Genomic DNA, 16,923 nt, shown 5'->3' with positions numbered 1-16,923 from the left:
GAAAGCACGGGCTTTCACAGCGCCGCACGGCTAGGCTCGGTGTCGATGGGCGGGGCCGCGGGGCCGGGGCCTGAAGGGGAACGCGGGCCCTCCTGCATGTGGCGCGCGCCTTTGGGCCGGGCCGCGGGGTGGCGTGCGGGGACATGCCGTGCCGACCACCGCCACCTTTTTCTACAGCCTTGAGATTCAGGAGGACGGACGGTTCCTCGTGGCGGCGGATGGGCCGGCGGGGCCGTACAGCATCGGGGTTTCGGATGCGCCCTTCGCGGCGGACGAGGAGGGCGAGCTGGTGGACGACCCGCTCGACGACCTCTCGGTGCTGGGGGACCGCCCCATGGACCTTGCCCAGCTTTCCGGCGACGTGGTGGGCGGCGCGCTGGTTCCCTATGCCGGCACCCTGGCGGGCGACAGCTCGGCCATTGTCTTCGGGGTCGAGGGCGGGAGCTACATCCTCCTGTCGGACATTCCCTATGTGGTCGGGACCCAGGTGGCGCTGGAGCGGGTGGACCCCGTGACGGGGGCGAACGGGTATGACCTGGTCGGGGACACGGCGATCAACGTGACCTGCTACGTGGCGGGCACGCGGGTGCTGACGGCGCGGGGCGAGGTGGCGGTCGAGGCGCTTTCGGCCGGGGAGGGGGTGGTGACCTTCTCGGGGCGGGGGCCGGTGCTCAAGCCGCTCCGCTGGGTGGGGCGGCGGCGGGTGGATATCGCGGCGCATGCCGAGCCGCAGCGGGTGCGGCCGGTGCGGATCCGGGCCGGTGCGCTGGCGGAGGGGGTGCCGCATCGCGATCTTCTCGTCAGCCCCGAGCACGGGCTGCTGCTGGATGGCGCGCTGGTGCATGCCAAGACGCTGGTGAACGGGGCGACCGTGGTGCAGGAGGCGTGGGATGCGGTGACCTACCTGCATCTCGACCTCGGTTGCCATGACGTGGTGCTGGCCGAGGGGGCGCTGGCCGAGAGCTATCTGAACGAGGACGGGCGGGCGAGCTTCGACAATGCCCGGAGCGCGGCGGTGGTGGCGCTGCGCACGGGCGCCGCGCCCGCCATTCCGGCCTATGTGCCCTGCGCGCCCTTCCTGCGGCCGGGGGCGGAGGGGAATCCGGCGCTGCTGGCGATCATGGCGCGGTTGATGGAACGGGCCGAGGCGCTGGGCTGGACCCGCACGCGGGAGGCCGCGCCGCACCTGCTGGCGGATGGGCGGTGGATCGCGGGCGAGGCGGAAGATGGGGCCTGGCGCTTTCCGGTGCCGGCCGGCACGGGGGCGCTGCGCCTGGTCTCGCGGGCCGGAAGGCCTTGCGGGACCGTGCCGGGCAGCACCGACGGGCGATGGCTGGGGGTGCAGCTCCGGGCGATGGATTTCACGCCTTTCGATGGGAGGACGGTTTCCGTTCCGCTCGACCATCCCGGGCTGGAGGAGGGGCTTTCCCACCCGGAGCGGCGGGATGGGGTGCTGCGGCGCTGGACCACGGGGGAGGCCGACCTCACCCCGGCCCTGGGCGCGCTGCTCGAACGGGGCGGGGTGCTCGGGATCCTGCTCGGCGGCAGCCATGCCAGCTGGGTGGGCGGGGATGACGGGGCTGAGCGGCGGGCCGGGCGGGGCTGAGGATGCACAAGAGACGCGGCCCGCTTTGATGCCGGTCAACGCGACGCGCGGCGATGCGTTGTTCTCTCTCCACCTGACCAATCGTGGAGGGAAAGAACCGTGGCAGCTCCGGAAATCCGGGATGGCGAGGATGAGGGCCGGATCATCGTATCAGGCCATCAGACCGATGTGGGGGACGCGCTGCGGACCCATGTGACGGAACAGGCGCGCCGCCTTTCGGCCAAGTATTTCAATGGCGCGGAGGACATCACCGTCACCTTCTCGCCGGGTGGAAAGGGTGCGGGCTTCGGGTGCAACGTGCGCGTCCATGCCGCGCGCGGGCTGTTCTTCGACGGGCATGGCGAGCATTCGAACAATGCCTACACCGCTTTCTCCACCGCGCTGGAGCGCGTGGCGAAGCAGCTTCGCCGGCAGAAGCGCGCTTTGCGCGAGGACAAGCGGGTGAACGCGACGAAGGAAGCGCTGCTGTAGCGTTTGGCTGCCGGCTTGTTCTGGGCTGGTGGTCGGTCCCCGGGAGAGGAAGAAGGAATTCTTCCTCTCCCCGGACCCGTCGAAGGCAGTGCCTTCGACCCATCATCTTCTCTTTCAAGTCTGGAATCGCGGGGCTGACGGTGCGCCTCGGGTCAGCGACCCGAGGCGACTGCAGGTGCAGGAATAGCGCCCGCGGCCCAGAGACCCCGCCGATCAACGGTATCCACGGCAGTCCGATGGGGTTCCAAGGGCCTCAGGCCCTTGGCGGGTGAGGGCGGAGCCCTCTCCTGGCTGTTTCAGCCCGCCCATTCCGTCGCGGGGTCGAGCGGGTAGAGGGGCCGGGGCAGGCCGGTGAAGGCGAAGCGGGAGAGGACGGGGCTGACGAGGCCGGGGCCGTCCACCTCCAGGATGCGGTCGGGGGTGGCGAGCTGGTCGAAGCCCGCGCGGAAGTGGCCGCGGGACTTCACGACGATGGTGCGCGCGGCTTCGAGGTCCACGCCCATGATTTCGGCCATGGCGGGTTCGAGGAACTGGCGGCGCAGGGAGCCGAGCACCACGCGGAGGCCGCTGCCTTCGAGTTCCAGCAGGGCGGCGGGGCCGAGTTGGAAGGCGCGGCCGGCCATGGTGCCGCGGCGGCCGGTGCCGTGGCCGTCGGAGAGGCGGCGGATGGTGGCGGGGGCGGCGAAGGTCTCGGCGAAGGGGGCGGGGCTGCGGTTGAAGACCGCCTGGATGCGCGCGCCTTCGCCGGCGGCGTGGCATTCGGCGGCCAGGGCCGGGTCCACGAAGACGCCGAGGACGACGCCGCGCGCGCCGGCCGCGTGGAGGGCGGCGAGGAGGGCGGAGGTGTTGCCGCCGCCGCCGCCGCCGGGATTGTCGGCGACATCGGCCAGGATGAGGCGGGGGCGGGCGGGGTCGGTCCCGGTGGCGGCGGCTTCGGCGACCGCTTCCTCCAGCGGGGTGAGGGGGCGGTGGAAGCGGGCGCGCTCGGCCCAGAGGCGGGCGGCGATGGCCTGGGCGGCGGCGCGGGCCTTTTCCCCCTGGCCGGCGCGGGCGCTGGCCCAGACGCAGAGGCCGCATTTCGGGATGTCGGAATAGACGAAGCCGCCGGTGACGGAGATTTCGAGCAGGTCGGGGTCTGCGGCGCGGAGGCGGGCGGCCTCGCGCATGGCTTCGGCATAGGGGAGGTCGCCGCTGCTGAGCAGGGTGACGCTGGGGGCGACCATGGGCAGGCGGATGAAGTGGGTTTCCGGGCGGGGGCTGCCGGCGAGGCGGGCGCGGATGGCGTCGGCGGCGTCCATCGCGCGTTCGCGCATGTCCACATGGGGGTTGGTCCGGTAGGCGATGAGGAGGTCGGCCAGGGCGGCCTGGCGGTCCGAGACGTTGCAGTGGAGGTCGAGCGTGCCGACGACCGGGACATCCGGGCCGAGCACCTCGCGCAGCATGGCGAGGACGGCGCCGTCGGTGTCCGCCTCCTCCGCCGAGCGGCTGGCGCCGTGGGAGCCGACATAGACGGCATCGACCGGGCCGGCGGCTTCGAGGCGGCGGCGGGCGGTGGCGAGGAATTCGGGGAAGAGGCCGGGTTCCATGGTGCCGCCGGGCGGGGCGGCGATGACGATGAGGGGGACGGGTTCCCAGGGGCCGGTTTCGTCCATGCGCGCGTAGAAGCCGGGGAATTCGGCGGGCAGGGCGGAGACCGGGGTGCGGGAGCCGGCGGTGATGGCCTCGCCTTCGGCCCAGGAGAGCTGTTCGAAGTCCTGGCGGGTGGTCGCCGGGGAGAAGGCGTTCACCTCCAGGTGAAGGCCGAGGATGGCGATGCGGGGCGGGCGGGGCATGGGCGCCATAAGAGGCCCTGGGGCGCGGGGCTGTCGAGCCGGGTTCAGCCGCCGCCCGGGGGTTGAGCCGGGGATTCGATGAAGCGGCGGAGGCGGGCGGCGGCGTCGGCGGTGGCCGCGGGGTCGTGGCGGAGGCGGTGGCCGAAATAGAGGCGCTCGCGGCCCGGCGCGTCGAAGGCATGGGTGGCGCCGGGGTAGAGCTGCAGGGACCAGCGGCCGAAGGCGGGGCGCCAGGCGGCGCGCAGGGCTTCGCAGCGGCTGGCGGGGGTCCAGTCATCGGCGTCGCCGATGAGGGTGAGGACGGGGCTGGCGAGGGGGACGGCCGCGCCGGGGCACCAGGGGTAGAAGGCGACGACTGCGGTGAAGGGGGTGGCGCCGGCGCGGTGCACGATGCCGCGCGAGGCGGCGGCCAGCGCGCTGCTGCCGCCGTGGGAGAAGCCGATGAGGGCGATGCGGCCGGGGTCGATCTCCAGCCGGGCGCGCAGGGCGGCGGCGGCGGCCAGGGCGTCGGCGGCGCGGAGGGCGGGCGGGACGCGGGCGGCCTGGTGGCAGACATTCTCCACGCCGCGGGGGCCGAAGCTGTCCAGCACGAGGGCGGCCTGGCCCCATTCGACCAGGCGGGCGGCCCAGCGGGCCATGTTGGGCGTGATGCCGGAGCAGCCATGGAGGAGCACCACGGCGGGGAAGGGGCCGGGGCCGGGGGGCAAGTGCAGCTCGGCCATGGCGCCGCTGCCGGGCGGGCCGATGCGGTCCGGCGTGACGGACAGAGGCTGGGGCGCGGCTTGGGGCGGGGTTTGGGCGCTGGCGGCCGGGGAGGCGGCCAGGAGGATGAAGGCGAGGAGGGCGAGGCACTTCATCGGCGGGGGTTCCCAAGAAAAAGGGCCGCTCCTTGCGGAGCGGCCCTGCTTCGTTTCCTCGTGGCGAGGATCACTCGTCGCTGGAGAGGTTCCGGCGGCGGATGGCCGCGCCGAGGATGTCGCCGAGCGAGGCGCCGCTGTCGGAGGTGCCGAACTCCTTCACCGCCTCGCGCTCCTCCTCGATCTCCTTGCCCTTGATGGTCAGGGCCAGGCGGCGGGCGGCGCGGTCGACGGCCGTCACCTTCGCATCGACCTTCTCGCCGATCGCGAACTTGTCCGGACGCTGGTCGTTGCGGTCACGCGCGAGCTCGGCGCGGCGGATGAAGCCGGTGAGGACCTCGTCCACCTTCACCTCGATGCCGTTGCTCTCGACCTTGGTGACGATGCAGGTGACGACATCGCCCTTGCGGACCTTGTCCAGCACCTCGGCGGCCGGGTCGGCCTCGAGCTGCTTGATGCCGAGGGAGATGCGCTCCTTCTCGATATCGACGTCGAGCACCTTGGCCTTGACCATGTCGCCCTTGTTGTAGTTCGCCATCGCCTGTTCCGGCGACAGGTCCCACGACAGGTCGGACATGTGGACCATGCCGTCGATCTCCGGGGCCAGGCCGACGAAGAGCCCGAACTCGGTGATGTTGCGGATCTCGCCCTCGACGATGGTGCCCGGCGGGTTGGCGTCCATGAACACCTCCCAGGGGTTGCCCTGGGCCTGCTTCAGGCCGAGCGAGATGCGGCGCTTCGGCTCGTCCACGTCCAGGATCATCACCTCGACCTCCTGGGAGGTGGCGACGATCTTGCCCGGGTGGACGTTCTTCTTCGTCCAGGACATCTCGGAGACGTGCACCAGGCCTTCGACGCCCGGCTCCAGCTCCACGAAGGCGCCGTAGTCGGTGATGTTCGTCACGCGGCCCGAGAACTTGCCGTTCACCGGGTACTTGGCGGCCACGCCCTCCCACGGATCGGCCATCAGCTGCTTCATGCCGAGGCTGATGCGCTGGGTTTCCGGGTTGAAGCGGATGACCTGCACCTTCACGGGCTGGCCGATGGTCAGGGCCTCGCTCGGGTGGTTGATGCGGCGCCAGGCGATGTCGGTGACGTGCAGCAGGCCATCGACTCCGCCCAGGTCCACGAAGGCGCCGTAGTCGGTGATGTTCTTGACCACGCCGTCGAGCACCATGCCTTCCTTGAGGCCCTGGATCAGCTCCGAGCGCTGCTCGGCGCGGGTCTCTTCGAGGACCGCGCGGCGGGAGACGACGATGTTGCCGCGGGCGCGGTCCATCTTGAGGATCTGGAAGGGCTGCGGGGAGCCCATCAGCGGCCCGACGTCGCGCACGGGGCGGATGTCCACCTGGCTGCCGGGGAGGAAGGCCACCGCGCCGCCGAGGTCGACGGTGAAGCCACCCTTCACGCGGCCGAAGATCACGCCGTTGACGCGCACGCCGGCCTGGAACTGCTTCTCGAGGTTGGTCCAGGCTTCCTCGCGCCGCGCCTTCTCGCGCGAGAGCACGATGGTGCCGTCCCGGTCCTCGTAGCGCTCGACGAAGAGCTCGATCAGGTCGCCCGGCTTCACCTCGGGCTTCTGGCCCTGGGGAGCGAACTCGCGCAGGGGCACGCGCCCCTCGCTCTTGAGGCCGACGTCGACGACGGCGACGTCGTCATCGATGCGGATCACCTTGCCCGTGACGACGGAGCCGGCGAAGCCGGTGTCGGCGCCCAGCGTGGCGTCGAGAAGGGAGGCGAAGTCCTCGCCGCCGGCGCCCGGCCGGTCGAGGGTGGTGGCAGAAGCCATGTAGCGGTCTATTCCTGAGTGGCTGGCGCGAGAGGCGCTGGCCGAGGTCTGCGCCCCATCCGGTTCTGGCTGCCCTTCACAAGGCTGGCCGGGATGGCACGTCTTGCCCGGCGGTGCCGGGCCGATGGGGGGATGCACCCACATACGAGTGCGCAGCCTGAGGCTTCGGGCCTTCGGCTGCGAGGGTGCGTTTACGCCCTGGCGGGGGTGAAATGCAAGCGTGGCGACTCATGGCGCCCGCAGGGTGCTCCTGCGCGCGCCATGGGGTTATGCCCGCGGAGGGGCCGGGGAGCCCGGGGCTCCCCGGCGGGGGCGGCTATTCGCCGGTGATGCCGCGGGTGCGGATCACCTCGCCCCATTTGGCGCTTTCGGCCTGGAGGTAGGCGGGGAACTCGGCGGGGCTGCCGGGGGTGGCGGCGTTGGCGGCGCCCTGGAGGCGGCCGAGGACCTCGGGATCCTTCAGCGTGGCCAGCATGGCTTCGTTCAGCTTGCGGATGACCGGCTCCGGCGTGCCGGCCGGGGCCAGGAGGGCGAACTGGGAGGAGCATTCGAAGCCGGCGAGGCCGGCTTCGGCGATGGTGGGGACATCCGGGGCGAGGGGGGAGCGCTGGAGGCTGGAGACGCCCAGCGGCACGACGCTCTTCGCCTGGATGAGGGGGAGGGCGGTGACGGCGTCGACGAAGGCCATCTGCACCTCGCCGGCCAGCAGGGCCTGCACGGCGGGGGCGCCGCCGCGATAGGTGACGTTCAGCACGTCGATATCGGCCATCTTGAGGAAGAGCTCGGTGGCGAGATGGGCGGAGGAGCCGGCGCCGGAGGAGGCGTAGGACATCTTGCCCGGCTGGCGCTTGGCGAGGGCAATCAGCTCAGCGACCGTCGTCGCCCCGGTGGCGGGGGTGGTGCAGAGGAAGATGGGGGTTTCCGCCACCCGGCCGATGGGCGCGAAGGAGCGGGCGTCGTCATAGCCCTTGTTGGGGAAGAGGTGGGTGGCCATGGCGTAGGTGGAGTTCACGCCGAGGAGGATGGTGTAGCCATCCGGCCGGGCGCGGGCGACGGAGGCGTGGCCGATGGTGCCGGAGGCGCCGGCGCGGTTCTCCACCACCACCTGCTGGCCGAGGGAGCGGCTCATGCCCTGGGCCAGGAGGCGGCCGACGAAATCGGTGGAGCCGCCGGGGGCCCAGGAGACGACGAGGGTGACCGGGCGGCTGGGATAGTCGGCCTGGGCGGCGGCCGGCAGGGCGCGGGCGGTGGCGAGCGCCGTGATTCCCAGGCCGAGGGTGCGGCGGCTGATGGGCATGGGGTGTTCCTCCTGGACCGGCTCCTTCGGGAGCGCGTTGAAGGGGAATGTACTAACCGGTACATTCACTTCTCAAGGGGAAAAGAGAGGTCCGTCATGCCTTCCGCCATGCCCGCTCTTCTGGCGCCGAATCCCGCCTCCGCGCCGCATACGGGCGGGCGCTCCGTGCTGCTGGGACTGATCGGGGCGGGGATCGGGCTGTCGCGCACGCCGGCGCTGCATGAGGCTGAGGCGGAGGCGCTGGGGCTGCGCGGGGTGTACCGGCTGGTCGACCTGACGCGGCTGGGGCTGGGGACGGAGGCGCTGCCGGAGCTGCTGCAGGCCGCGGAGCGGATGGGGTTCGATGGGCTGAACATCACCTATCCCTGCAAGCAGGCGGTGATCTCGCTGCTGGATGCGCTTTCCGACGAGGCGCGGGCGCTCGGGGCGGTGAACACGGTGGTTCTCCGCGGCGGCAAGCGGGTCGGGCACAACACCGACTGCTCGGGCTACGCGGAGGGGTTCCGGCGGCAATTGCCGGAGGTGCCGCTGGGCCGGGTGGTGCAGCTGGGGGCCGGCGGGGCGGGCTCCGCCGTGGCGGAGGCGATGCTGGCCATGGGCACGGGGCGGCTGACGCTGTTCGACCAGGACCCGGCGCGGGCGGCGGCGCTGGCCGAGACACTGTGCGGGCGCCACGGGGCCGGGCGCGCGGAGGCCGGGGAAGACCTGGCGGCGGCCGTGGCGGCGGCGGACGGGCTGGTGCACGCGACGCCGACCGGCACCGCGGCTCATCCGGGCCTGCCCCTGCCAGCAGACCTTCTGCACCCCCGGCTCTGGGTTTCGGAGATCGTCTACTTCCCGCTGGAAACGCCGCTGCTCCGCGCCGCGCGGGCGCTCGGCTGCCGCACCGCCCATGGCGGCGGAATGGCGGTGTTCCAGGCGGTGCACGCCTTCCGCCTGTTCACGGGGCTGGAGCCGGATGCGGGGCGGATGGAGGCGCATTTCGCGGCGCTGGGGGAAGAGGCTGTGCGGGCGGGTTGATCCTCGTGACGGAGGGCTCCGCCCTCCACCCGCCAAGGGCCTGAGGCCCTTGGAACCCCGTCTGACTGCCGTGGATGCCCCGGATTGAAGGGGTCTCGGGTTGCTAGGTGCCGTTCTGCCGTTGCAGTCGCCTGAGGTCATCGACCTCAGGCGCACCGTCAGCCGAGCGATTCCAAACTTCCAGAAAAAGAAGAAGGTGAGGGGTCCGGGGAGAGGAAGAATTCCTTCTTCCTCTCCCCGGGACAGACCGAACAGCCCCGGCTCAGCGCGCCCGAAGAAAGGCGAGGACGGCTTCGACCAGCATGTCGCGTTGGGCGCGGGCCACGTTGGGGTCGCGCAGGTCTCGGCCGAAGATGGCGGAGAGGGTGTGGCGGTTGCTGACCCGGTGGAAGCTGGCGCCGTTGATGAGGATGTGCAGGTCCAGCGGGTCCACGCCGGGGCGGAACTGGCCTTCGGCCGCGCCGCGGTCCAGCAGGCGTTGCATGGTCTGGATCACCTCGGCGTTGCGGCGGGCGATGGCGGCGCTGGTGCGGACGTGGCGGCCTTCCTCGATGTTCTCGACGGAGACGAGGCGGACGAAGCTGGGGTGGGTGTGGTGGTAGTCGAAGGTGCTTTCCACCAGGCGGCGCATGGCTTCGGCGGGGGGGAGGGAATCGAGGTTCAGCTCGCGCTCGGCGTCCCGGATGGCGCCGTAGGCGCGTTCGATGACGGCGGCGTAGAGGCCCTCCTTGGAGCCGAAGTAGTAGTAGATCATCCGCTTGGTCGTGCGGGTGCGGGCCGCGATCTCGTCAACCCGCGCGCCGGAGAGGCCTTTTTCGGCGAAGGCGGCGGTGGCGGCCTCGAGGATCTCGCGGCGGGTCTGCTCGGGGTCGCGCAGGCGGGGTTCGTTCTGGGCGGGCGGACCCGCGGGCTGCGCGGGCGGACCCCCGGGGGCCAGGACTTCGGAGGGCGGCATCGCCCCGCAGCATAGGCGCGGGGCGGGGCAAGAGGAATGCGGCGGGGCGCCGGTCAGACGTCGAGGCGGGCCTGGATGAGTTGCCAGGCCTCGCGGAAGGCGGCCTCGGCGTCGAGTTCCGTGGTGTCGAGGAGGATGGCGTCCTCGGCGGGCTTCATGGGGGCCACGTCGCGGGCGGCGTCGCGGGCGTCGCGGACGGCCATTTCCTGGGCGACTTCCTCGAGCGGGATGGATTCGCCGCGGGCCTGGCGTTCCAGCCAGCGGCGGCGGGCGCGGGCTTCGGGGGAGGCAGTGACGAAGAGCTTCACCCGGGCGTCGGGGCAGACGACCGTGCCGATGTCGCGGCCGTCCATGACGCCACCGTGGCGGGCGGCGAAGCTGCGCTGGAAGTCCAGCAGGGCGGCGCGGACGGGGGGCTGGGCGGCCACCTGGCTGGCGCCCTGGTCCACATCGGGGCCGCGGAGGTCCGGGCGCTGGAGGTCGGCGGCTTCCAGGGTGCGGGCGGCGGCCTCGGCGGCGGCGGTGTCGGTGGGCAGGCCGCCGGCGAGGAGCACGCGGCGCGCGGTGGCGCGGTAGAGCAGGCCGGTGTCGAGATAGGGCAGGCCGAGCTCGGCCGCGAGGCGGCGGGCGAGGGTGCCCTTTCCGGCGGCGGCGGGGCCGTCCACCGCGATGACGACGGGGGCGGTCAGGGCTTCCGGGGGGGCGGCGCCCGGGGATGTGGCGCTCATGCCAGCTCCTCTGCGGGGGTGATCGCGGGCTGGCCGGCGATTCCGTTCATCATGGCGGTGAAGCCGGGGAAGGAGGTGTCGATGAAGCCGGTGTCGTCCACCGTGACCGGTGCCGTGCTGGCCAGGCCCATGACGAGGGCGGACATGGCGATGCGGTGGTCCATATGGGTTTCGACGAGCCCGCCGCCGGCGGCGGGGCGGCCATCGCGCGCGATGATGAGGTCGTCGCCCTCGACCGTGGCGGGGACGCCGTTGGCGGCCAGCAGGGCGAGGGTGGCGGCGAGGCGGTCGCTTTCCTTCACGCGCAGCTCGGCCAGGCCGCGGAAGCGGCTGGTGCCGCGGGCGAAGGCGGCGGCGACGGCGAGGACGGGGTACTCGTCGATCATCGAGGGCGCGCGCTCGGGCGGGACGTCCACGGCGCGCAGCTCGGAGAAGCGGGCGGTGAGGTCGCCCACGGGCTCGCCGCCCTCCACCCGCTCGTTCGAGACGGAGAGGTGGGCGCCCATTTCGCGGAGCGTGGTGAAGAGGCCGGTGCGGAGCGGGTTGAGGCCGACGCCCTGGACCGTGACCTCGGAGCCCGGGACGAGCAGGGCGGCGACGAGGGGGAAGGCGGCGGAGGAGGGGTCGGCGGGGACCACCACGGGGGCGGCGCGCAGCTCCGGCTGGCCATCCAGCTCGATGATGCGGCCATGGCCTTCGGCGGCCACCCGGACGGTGGCGCCGAAGTGGCGGAGCATGTTCTCGGTGTGGTCGCGGGTGGCTTCCCGCTCCTCGACGCGGGTGGTGCCGCGGGCGCAGAGGCCGGCCAGCAGCACGGCGGACTTCACCTGGGCGGAGGGGACGGGCACGCGGTAGTCGAGCGGCATGGGGTCGGCCGCGCCTTCCACCGCCAGGGGCAGGCGGCCGCCGGCGCGGCCGGAGAAGCGGGCGCCGGAGGCCGAGAGCGGATCCGTCACGCGGCGCATGGGGCGCTTGCGGAGGGAGGCGTCTCCGGTGAGGACGGCGAAGAGGGGATGGCCGGCGAGGAGGCCGCAGATGAGGCGGGCGGCGGTGCCGGAATTGCCCATGTCCAGCACATCAGCCGGTTCGACCAGCCCGCCCACGCCGCGGCCGGCGACGCGCCAGTGGCCTTCGGCCAGGCGCTCCACCTCGGCGCCAAGGGCGCGCATGGCGGCGGAGGTGCGGAGGACGTCCTCGCCTTCCAGCAGCCCCGTGATCTCGGTGGTGCCGACGGCCAGGGCGCCGAACATGAGGGCCCGGTGCGAGACGGACTTGTCGCCGGGGACGGTGAGGCGGCCCTGGAGGCTCCCCTGGGCGGCCGAGGCGCGCATGGGGGCCGGGTGCTCGGAAAGATGGGGCATCGACGGCACTTGCGCTGGAAAAAACCGGTCCCGCGTTTGACACGCCCGGGCACGCATGGCAATCGGCGCCGCCCTTTCGCACACCCCGGTCCGCGGCCCGCCCGGACCCATCCGAGGCTTCCCTGATGGCCCTTGCCGAACTCGGCCTCAAGCGGACCTGCGTCGCCTGCGGTGCCCGCTTCTATGACCTGACCAAGTCCCCGGCCGTGTGCCCGAAATGCGGGACCGAGCAGCCGGCGGAGCAGCCGCGCCCGCGCCGCGCGGCGGCCCCGCTGCCGGAGGAGAAGGTGCGCAAGCGCCCCGCGGCCGTGGAGGGCGCGGATGTGGATGACGTGGAGGTGGAGGACGCCGACGCGGATGTGGCGGAGGATGCCGACGACCTGGACGAGGACGAGGACCTCGGCGAGGAGATCGGCGTCGAGACCGCGGACGACGAGGAGAGCTGAGGCTTTCCGGCTGGTGGGTTGAGCCCGGGGAGGGGAAGAAGGGATTCCTCCTCTCCCCGGGCTCCTCACGTTCTTTTTCTTCGAGTTTGTCGTCAGTCGGCTGACGGTGCGCCTCGGGTCATCGAACCGAGGCGACCGCACAGTCGGGATCATTCCCCCGGAGACCCTGCCGATCCGGGGTATCCACGGCAGTCCGATGGGGTTCCAAGGGCCTCAGGCCCTTGGCGGGCGAGGGCGGAGCCCTCGTGTTTTCCGCCTTTTGCCCTCAGCCTTTCGTGCGGTGCCAGACCGCCAGGGCGGCGTCGTAGGGCAGGGCGGGGAGTTCCCGCAGGCGCCAGCGCCATTCCGAGAATCCGGGGCCGGGGCGCGCCGCGCGGCCGCGGCCGGTTTTCAGGCCGCAAAGGCGGAGCAGCAGGGCGCAGCGCGGCAGGTGGTAGCCGGATGAGACCGGGTGGGCCGTGTCCGCTCTTCCGCGCAGGAGGGCGGCGACGGCCCGTGCGGAGGAGAGGGTATCGGTGCCCGTGGGTTCCTCCAGGATGCGGGCGGGGTCGATTCCCCAGTCCCGCAGGAGCTTCGCCATGACGGCCGACTCGGCCGGGCCGTGGCGGCCCTGGCCGCCGGTGGGGACGAAGAGCGGGTCGTTCCCCAGGATTTCCCCGAGTTCGACGGCGGCGGTGACGCGGCGGCGCATGGTTTCGCTCGGCCGGGCGTCCGGGCGGACGGCGGCGCCGAAGATGACGATGGCGGCGGTCATGCGGCCGTTCAGGCGGCGGGTGGGGCGGAGAGGAGGAGGCGGTTGGTGGGTTCCATGGCCGCGCGGAGGGCCGCCATGTCCCGCGCCACGGCGGTGGGGTTCGCGCCGCCGGCCTCCACCGCGCGGGCGATCTCGGCGAGGCTGGCCTTGCCGTCGATGCGGGCGAGGATCGCGGCGGCGAGGGGCGGCATGGGCAGGTTGATACGCAGCCCGTCATAGGTGATGGGCAGGGCGCCGTTGCGGATGCCCTTGGCCCAGCCCGCGCCGTCCTGGCCGCGCAGGATGGGGATGGCGGCGAGGTCGTTCCAGTCGGGCGTGGCGGGCGGGTCCTCGGCGCGGGCGAGGTAGGCGATGTGGATGCCCATGTTGCCGGCCAGGGCCTCGGCCAGGGCGGCGCGCTCGATCATGCTCATGCCGGCGGTGCGGGCGCGGAGCCTGGGGTCCGGCAGGAGGAGGTCCGGGTCGTAGCGGACGGGCTCGACCAGGCAGGTGATGCGCAGGCCGGCATCGCGCACGAGGGTGTCGAGCTGGGGGACGGTGAAGGAGACGTCCCGTGGGTTCAGCAGGAGGTCGTAGAGGCCGGGGTCGCCGCCCCCCTGGGGAAGGGGGAGGTGGTCGGTGATCCAGGGGTTCTTCCGCAGCCAGGCGGTCTCGGGCAGGTGGCGCATGACGCGCTTGGCGATATCCACCCGGGCGGCGGGGGTTTCCTCCGGCGGGGCGATGAGGCGCAGGGCGTCCTGGAGCATGTAGACGCCCGTGCGGCCATGGGGGGCGTAGACCATGATGCCCATGCCGCCGCCGGGGGCGAGGAGGGTGGAGAGGTTCTTCAGCCCTGCCAGCGGATCGGGCAGGTGGTGCAGCACGCCGCAGCAGTCGATGTAGTCGAAGGGGCCGAGCGCGGGCGGGGCGAGGATGGATCCCTCGACGAAGCGGAGATTGGTGAGGCCGCGGGTGGCGGCACGGGCCTCGGCGACCTTGCGGGCGGCGGCGGAGCGGTCCAGCCAGGTGACCTCGCCGGGGCGGCTGGCCCAGGCGAGCTGCTGGGCCAGCATGATGGCGCCATCCCCCGTGCCGCCGCCGGCGATCAGGGCGCGGAGGGGCTGGCCGGCCGGGCGGCGGGCGCCGAAGACCCAGTGATCGACCTCCGCGAGGTGCGAGGGGCTGCCGACGACCAGGCGCTTGGCTTCGTCCCGCGGGTCGCGGGCCGGGTAGGGGAGGGCCTCGTACTGGGCGGCGAGTTGGGCGTCGGTCGCGTCCTGCATGGGCCCGGAATAGGGGGGCCGCGCCGGAAGCGGAAGGTGGGATGGCGGCCCCTTCCTTGCTTGTCCTTTCCGGTGGACAGGATGGAGGCCTGCATGGGGCCGGGGATCGGGCATAATGGCGGCCCGCCGTTGGAGCCGGATGCCGGCGCGTCCTGGCGGCTTTTCGTGTGGCGGCAGGCGCATCGGAAGGCGTGGAAGACGCCGCCGCGGGAGATCGCGCTGCGGCGGCTGGCGCGGGCGGAGGAGCTGGGGATGAGCTACCGCGAGTACACGCTCGAGATCATGGAGCGCGGGCGGTATCTTTAAGGTCCGTTAGACAAGGCTGGCGGGTCGGTCCGGACGGGTCTTTTCCGTCCCTGCGGCGTTGCCGGGCGCGGCCGATGCAGAGAGCATCGGCCGCGCCCGGCGCCTGGCAGGGCCGAAAAATCCCTCGCCGGACCTCAGCCGCCAGCCATGTCTAACGGACCCTAGCCCGCCGGCTGGGCGGCAGCCTTGACCCGGCCCGGCTTCATCCCGACTTTCCGTCCCGACACCCCTTTCCCGGGACACGAAGCGAGATGAGCGAAAACACCAAGGCCGTCAGCGACGACAGCTTCAAGACCGACGTGCTGGAGGCCCAGGGCCCCGTGCTGGTTGATTTCTGGGCCGAGTGGTGCGGCCCGTGCCGCATGGTAGGGCCGATCCTGGATGAGATCGGCAAGGACTATGCGGGCAAGCTGACGGTCGCGAAGGTGAATATCGACGAGAACCCGATGACGCCGAACGAGTATGCGGTGCGCGGCATCCCGACGATGATCCTGTTCAAGGACGGCAAGCCCGTGGACATGAAGGTGGGCGCGATGCCGCGGGGCCAGCTTCGGGCCTGGGTGGACCAGGCGATCGGCGCGCAGGGGTGAGGGGCTGACCGGCTTGCGGGGCGCCCGGCTTCTCGCGCTGCTGCTGGGTATCGGGTCGGGGGTGGCGGGATGCGCCGCCCCCGTTTCGTCGCAGGAGGTGGTGCGGAGCGAGCGGGCCTCCTTCCGCGTGGTGGAGTTCGCCACGGGGCTGGAGCGGCCCTGGGGGGCGGCCTTCCTGCCGGATGGGCGGCTGTTGGTGACGGAGCGGCCCGGGCGGCTGCGGATCCTCGGGCGGGACGGGGCGGTTTCGGCCCCGGTGCCCGGCGTGCCGGAGGTGGTGGCCCAGGGCCAGGGCGGGTTGCTGGATGTGGCGCTGGCGCCGGACTTCGCGACCACGCGGCAGGTGTATTTCTGCCTGGCCGGGGCCGCGGAGGGCGGGGCGCTGACGCGGCTGGCGAGCGCCACCTTCTCGGCCGACATGGCGCGGCTGGAGGGGGTGCGGACCCTGCTGGATGCGGGGCCGGCCCAGGCTTCCGGGCGGAACCACTTCGGCTGCCGCATCGTCTTCGGGCGGGATGGGAAGCTCTATCTTTCCACCGGCGACCGCTACACCGACAAGGAGCGGGCGCAGCGGCTGGGGGACCTGGCCGGGAAGGTGCTGCGGCTGGAGCGGGACGGGCGGCCGGCGGAGGGGAACCCCTTCATCGGGCGGGCCGGGGCGCGGCCGGAGGTGTTCACTTATGGGCACCGGAACCCGCAGGGGCTGGCGGTGAACCCGGCCACCGGATCCCTGATCGAGGTGGAGTTCGGCGCGCGGGGCGGGGATGAGGTGAACCTGCTGCGGGCCGGGGCGAATCACGGCTGGCCCATCGTCTCCTACGGCACGGATTACGACGGCAGCCCGGTCGGCACCGGGCGGGCGAGCGCGCCGGGGATCGAGGAGCCGTTGCGGCACTGGACGCCGGCGGTGAGTCCCTCCGGTGGGAATTTCTACGCCGGCGATGCCTTTCCGGGCTGGCGGGGGAACCTGTTCCTCGCGGCGCTGCGGCCCTCGGGGCTGGTGCGGCTGACCATGGAGGGGGACCGCGTGGTGGGCGAGGAGCGGCTGCTGTGGAACCGCACGCGCTTCCGCCAGGTGCTGCCGGGGCCGGATGGGCTGCTCTATATCCTCACCGACGAGGCGCAGGGCCGCGTGCTGCGGCTGGAGCCGGCGAATTGAGCGGGCTGCTGGAGCTTTCGGCGCCGCTGCCGGGCGGCGGGGCGCAGCCGCTTTCCGACTACCGCGGGAAGGTGCTGCTGATCGTGAACACGGCCAGCCGCTGCGGCTTCACGCCGCAATATGAAGGGCTGGAGGCGCTGCAGCGGCGCTTCGGCGCGCGGGGCTTCCAGGTGCTGGCCTTCCCCTGCAACCAGTTCGGCCGGCAGGAGCCGGGGGACGCGGCGGAGATCGCGACCTTCTGCACGACGAAGTACGACGTGACCTTCCCGGTCTTTGCCAAGGTGGAGGTGAACGGCGCCGGGGCGGACCCGGTGTTCCGGCACCTGAAGAAGGCGGCGCCGGGGGCGCTGGGGACCGAGGCGGTGAAGTGGAACTTCACCAAATTCCTGGTGGACCGCGAGGGGCGGGTGGTGGCGCGCTTCGCGCCTTCCACCGCGCCGGAGAAGCTGGCCGGGGATATCGAGCGGCTGCTCTAGAGCTTTGTCGAAGG

The 16,923-nt window shown here is 72.5% G+C and carries 17 protein-coding genes; 8 read left to right on the top strand and 9 right to left on the bottom strand.

Annotation, left to right across the window (positions count from 1 at the left end):
• Positions 1 to 148 precede the first annotated feature (148 nt).
• Both BUB97_RS07070 and BUB97_RS07065 read left to right on the top strand, forming a co-directional pair.
• On the top strand, positions 149 to 1,606 hold the full coding sequence (locus BUB97_RS07070) for a Hint domain-containing protein (protein ID WP_073133072.1): 1,458 nt from the start codon (positions 149 to 151) through the stop codon (positions 1,604 to 1,606).
• Between the two features lie 99 nt (positions 1,607 to 1,705).
• Positions 1,706 to 2,077, top strand: coding sequence for an HPF/RaiA family ribosome-associated protein (locus BUB97_RS07065; protein ID WP_073133069.1), 372 nt, complete (start codon positions 1,706 to 1,708; stop codon positions 2,075 to 2,077).
• 296 nt (positions 2,078 to 2,373) lie between these two features.
• Here BUB97_RS07065 and BUB97_RS07060 read toward each other — a convergent pair whose 3' ends face one another.
• From BUB97_RS07060 to BUB97_RS07045, 4 genes are all read right to left on the bottom strand, one after another.
• A complete protein-coding gene (locus BUB97_RS07060) occupies positions 2,374 to 3,909 on the bottom strand; it encodes a M81 family metallopeptidase (protein WP_073133368.1) in 1,536 nt (511 codons plus the stop codon).
• Positions 3,910 to 3,953: 44 nt separating this feature from the next.
• On the bottom strand, positions 3,954 to 4,766 hold the full coding sequence (locus BUB97_RS07055; protein WP_086061969.1) for a dienelactone hydrolase family protein: 813 nt from the start codon (positions 4,764 to 4,766) through the stop codon (positions 3,954 to 3,956).
• Positions 4,767 to 4,836: 70 nt separating this feature from the next.
• The gene (gene rpsA / locus BUB97_RS07050; RefSeq protein WP_073133067.1) at positions 4,837 to 6,555 is read right to left on the bottom strand and encodes a 30S ribosomal protein S1; all 1,719 of its coding nucleotides are present in this window, start codon (positions 6,553 to 6,555) and stop codon (positions 4,837 to 4,839) included.
• A gap of 316 nt (positions 6,556 to 6,871) precedes the next feature.
• Positions 6,872 to 7,852 (bottom strand): Bug family tripartite tricarboxylate transporter substrate binding protein, encoded by a 981-nt coding sequence (locus BUB97_RS07045; protein WP_073133065.1) that lies wholly within the window; start codon positions 7,850 to 7,852, stop codon positions 6,872 to 6,874.
• A gap of 96 nt (positions 7,853 to 7,948) precedes the next feature.
• On the opposite strand from BUB97_RS07045, the gene BUB97_RS07040 reads away from it, so the two are divergent.
• Positions 7,949 to 8,872, top strand: coding sequence for a shikimate dehydrogenase (locus BUB97_RS07040; RefSeq protein WP_175562574.1), 924 nt, complete (start codon positions 7,949 to 7,951; stop codon positions 8,870 to 8,872).
• Between the two features lie 262 nt (positions 8,873 to 9,134).
• Here the strand turns inward: BUB97_RS07040 and BUB97_RS07035 are convergent, their stop codons facing one another.
• Genes BUB97_RS07035 through aroA form a run of 3 tightly spaced genes read right to left on the bottom strand, consistent with a single transcriptional unit; the run spans position 9,135 to position 11,886 of the window.
• Positions 9,135 to 9,827 (bottom strand): TetR/AcrR family transcriptional regulator, encoded by a 693-nt coding sequence (locus BUB97_RS07035; RefSeq protein WP_073133063.1) that lies wholly within the window; start codon positions 9,825 to 9,827, stop codon positions 9,135 to 9,137.
• Between the two features lie 53 nt (positions 9,828 to 9,880).
• Entirely contained in the window at positions 9,881 to 10,555 is a 675-nt protein-coding gene (locus tag BUB97_RS07030) for a (d)CMP kinase (protein WP_175562573.1), read from the bottom strand.
• On the bottom strand, positions 10,552 to 11,886 hold the full coding sequence (gene aroA / locus BUB97_RS07025) for a 3-phosphoshikimate 1-carboxyvinyltransferase (protein ID WP_086061997.1): 1,335 nt from the start codon (positions 11,884 to 11,886) through the stop codon (positions 10,552 to 10,554). Before aroA ends, BUB97_RS07030 begins: the two co-directional genes overlap by 4 nt.
• A gap of 155 nt (positions 11,887 to 12,041) precedes the next feature.
• On the opposite strand from aroA, the gene BUB97_RS07020 reads away from it, so the two are divergent.
• A complete protein-coding gene (locus BUB97_RS07020) occupies positions 12,042 to 12,362 on the top strand; it encodes a TIGR02300 family protein (RefSeq protein ID WP_073133058.1) in 321 nt (106 codons plus the stop codon).
• 265 nt (positions 12,363 to 12,627) lie between these two features.
• On the opposite strand, the gene BUB97_RS07015 is transcribed toward BUB97_RS07020, so the two are convergent.
• Both BUB97_RS07015 and BUB97_RS07010 read right to left on the bottom strand, forming a co-directional pair.
• Positions 12,628 to 13,116: a YdcF family protein gene (locus tag BUB97_RS07015; protein ID WP_073133057.1), complete on the bottom strand. Its 489-nt coding sequence runs from the start codon at positions 13,114 to 13,116 to the stop codon at positions 12,628 to 12,630.
• 8 nt (positions 13,117 to 13,124) lie between these two features.
• A complete protein-coding gene (locus BUB97_RS07010) occupies positions 13,125 to 14,378 on the bottom strand; it encodes a class I SAM-dependent methyltransferase (RefSeq protein WP_073133055.1) in 1,254 nt (417 codons plus the stop codon).
• A gap of 93 nt (positions 14,379 to 14,471) precedes the next feature.
• Here BUB97_RS07010 and BUB97_RS07005 point away from each other — a divergent pair, with 93 nt between their 5' ends.
• The 4 genes from BUB97_RS07005 to BUB97_RS06990 all read left to right on the top strand — a co-directional run bounded on the left by BUB97_RS07005 (position 14,472) and on the right by BUB97_RS06990 (position 16,909).
• Positions 14,472 to 14,684, top strand: coding sequence for a hypothetical protein (locus BUB97_RS07005; protein WP_073133359.1), 213 nt, complete (start codon positions 14,472 to 14,474; stop codon positions 14,682 to 14,684).
• Positions 14,685 to 14,935: 251 nt separating this feature from the next.
• Positions 14,936 to 15,274 carry a thioredoxin TrxA gene (gene trxA / locus BUB97_RS07000; protein ID WP_073133053.1) on the top strand — a complete coding sequence of 113 codons (339 nt, stop codon included), beginning with the start codon at positions 14,936 to 14,938 and terminating at the stop codon, positions 15,272 to 15,274.
• 13 nt (positions 15,275 to 15,287) lie between these two features.
• Positions 15,288 to 16,433, top strand: a complete 1,146-nt coding sequence (locus BUB97_RS06995) for a PQQ-dependent sugar dehydrogenase (protein WP_175562572.1) — start codon at positions 15,288 to 15,290, stop codon at positions 16,431 to 16,433.
• Between the two features lie 5 nt (positions 16,434 to 16,438).
• On the top strand, positions 16,439 to 16,909 hold the full coding sequence (locus BUB97_RS06990) for a glutathione peroxidase (RefSeq protein ID WP_217659597.1): 471 nt from the start codon (positions 16,439 to 16,441) through the stop codon (positions 16,907 to 16,909).
• Positions 16,910 to 16,923 lie beyond the last annotated feature (14 nt).

The sequence above is a fragment of the Muricoccus roseus genome, from assembly GCF_900141905.1.
Lineage (GTDB): Bacteria > Pseudomonadota > Alphaproteobacteria > Acetobacterales > Acetobacteraceae > Roseomonas > Roseomonas rosea.
This window is presented reverse-complemented; position numbering and strand designations above follow the sequence as displayed.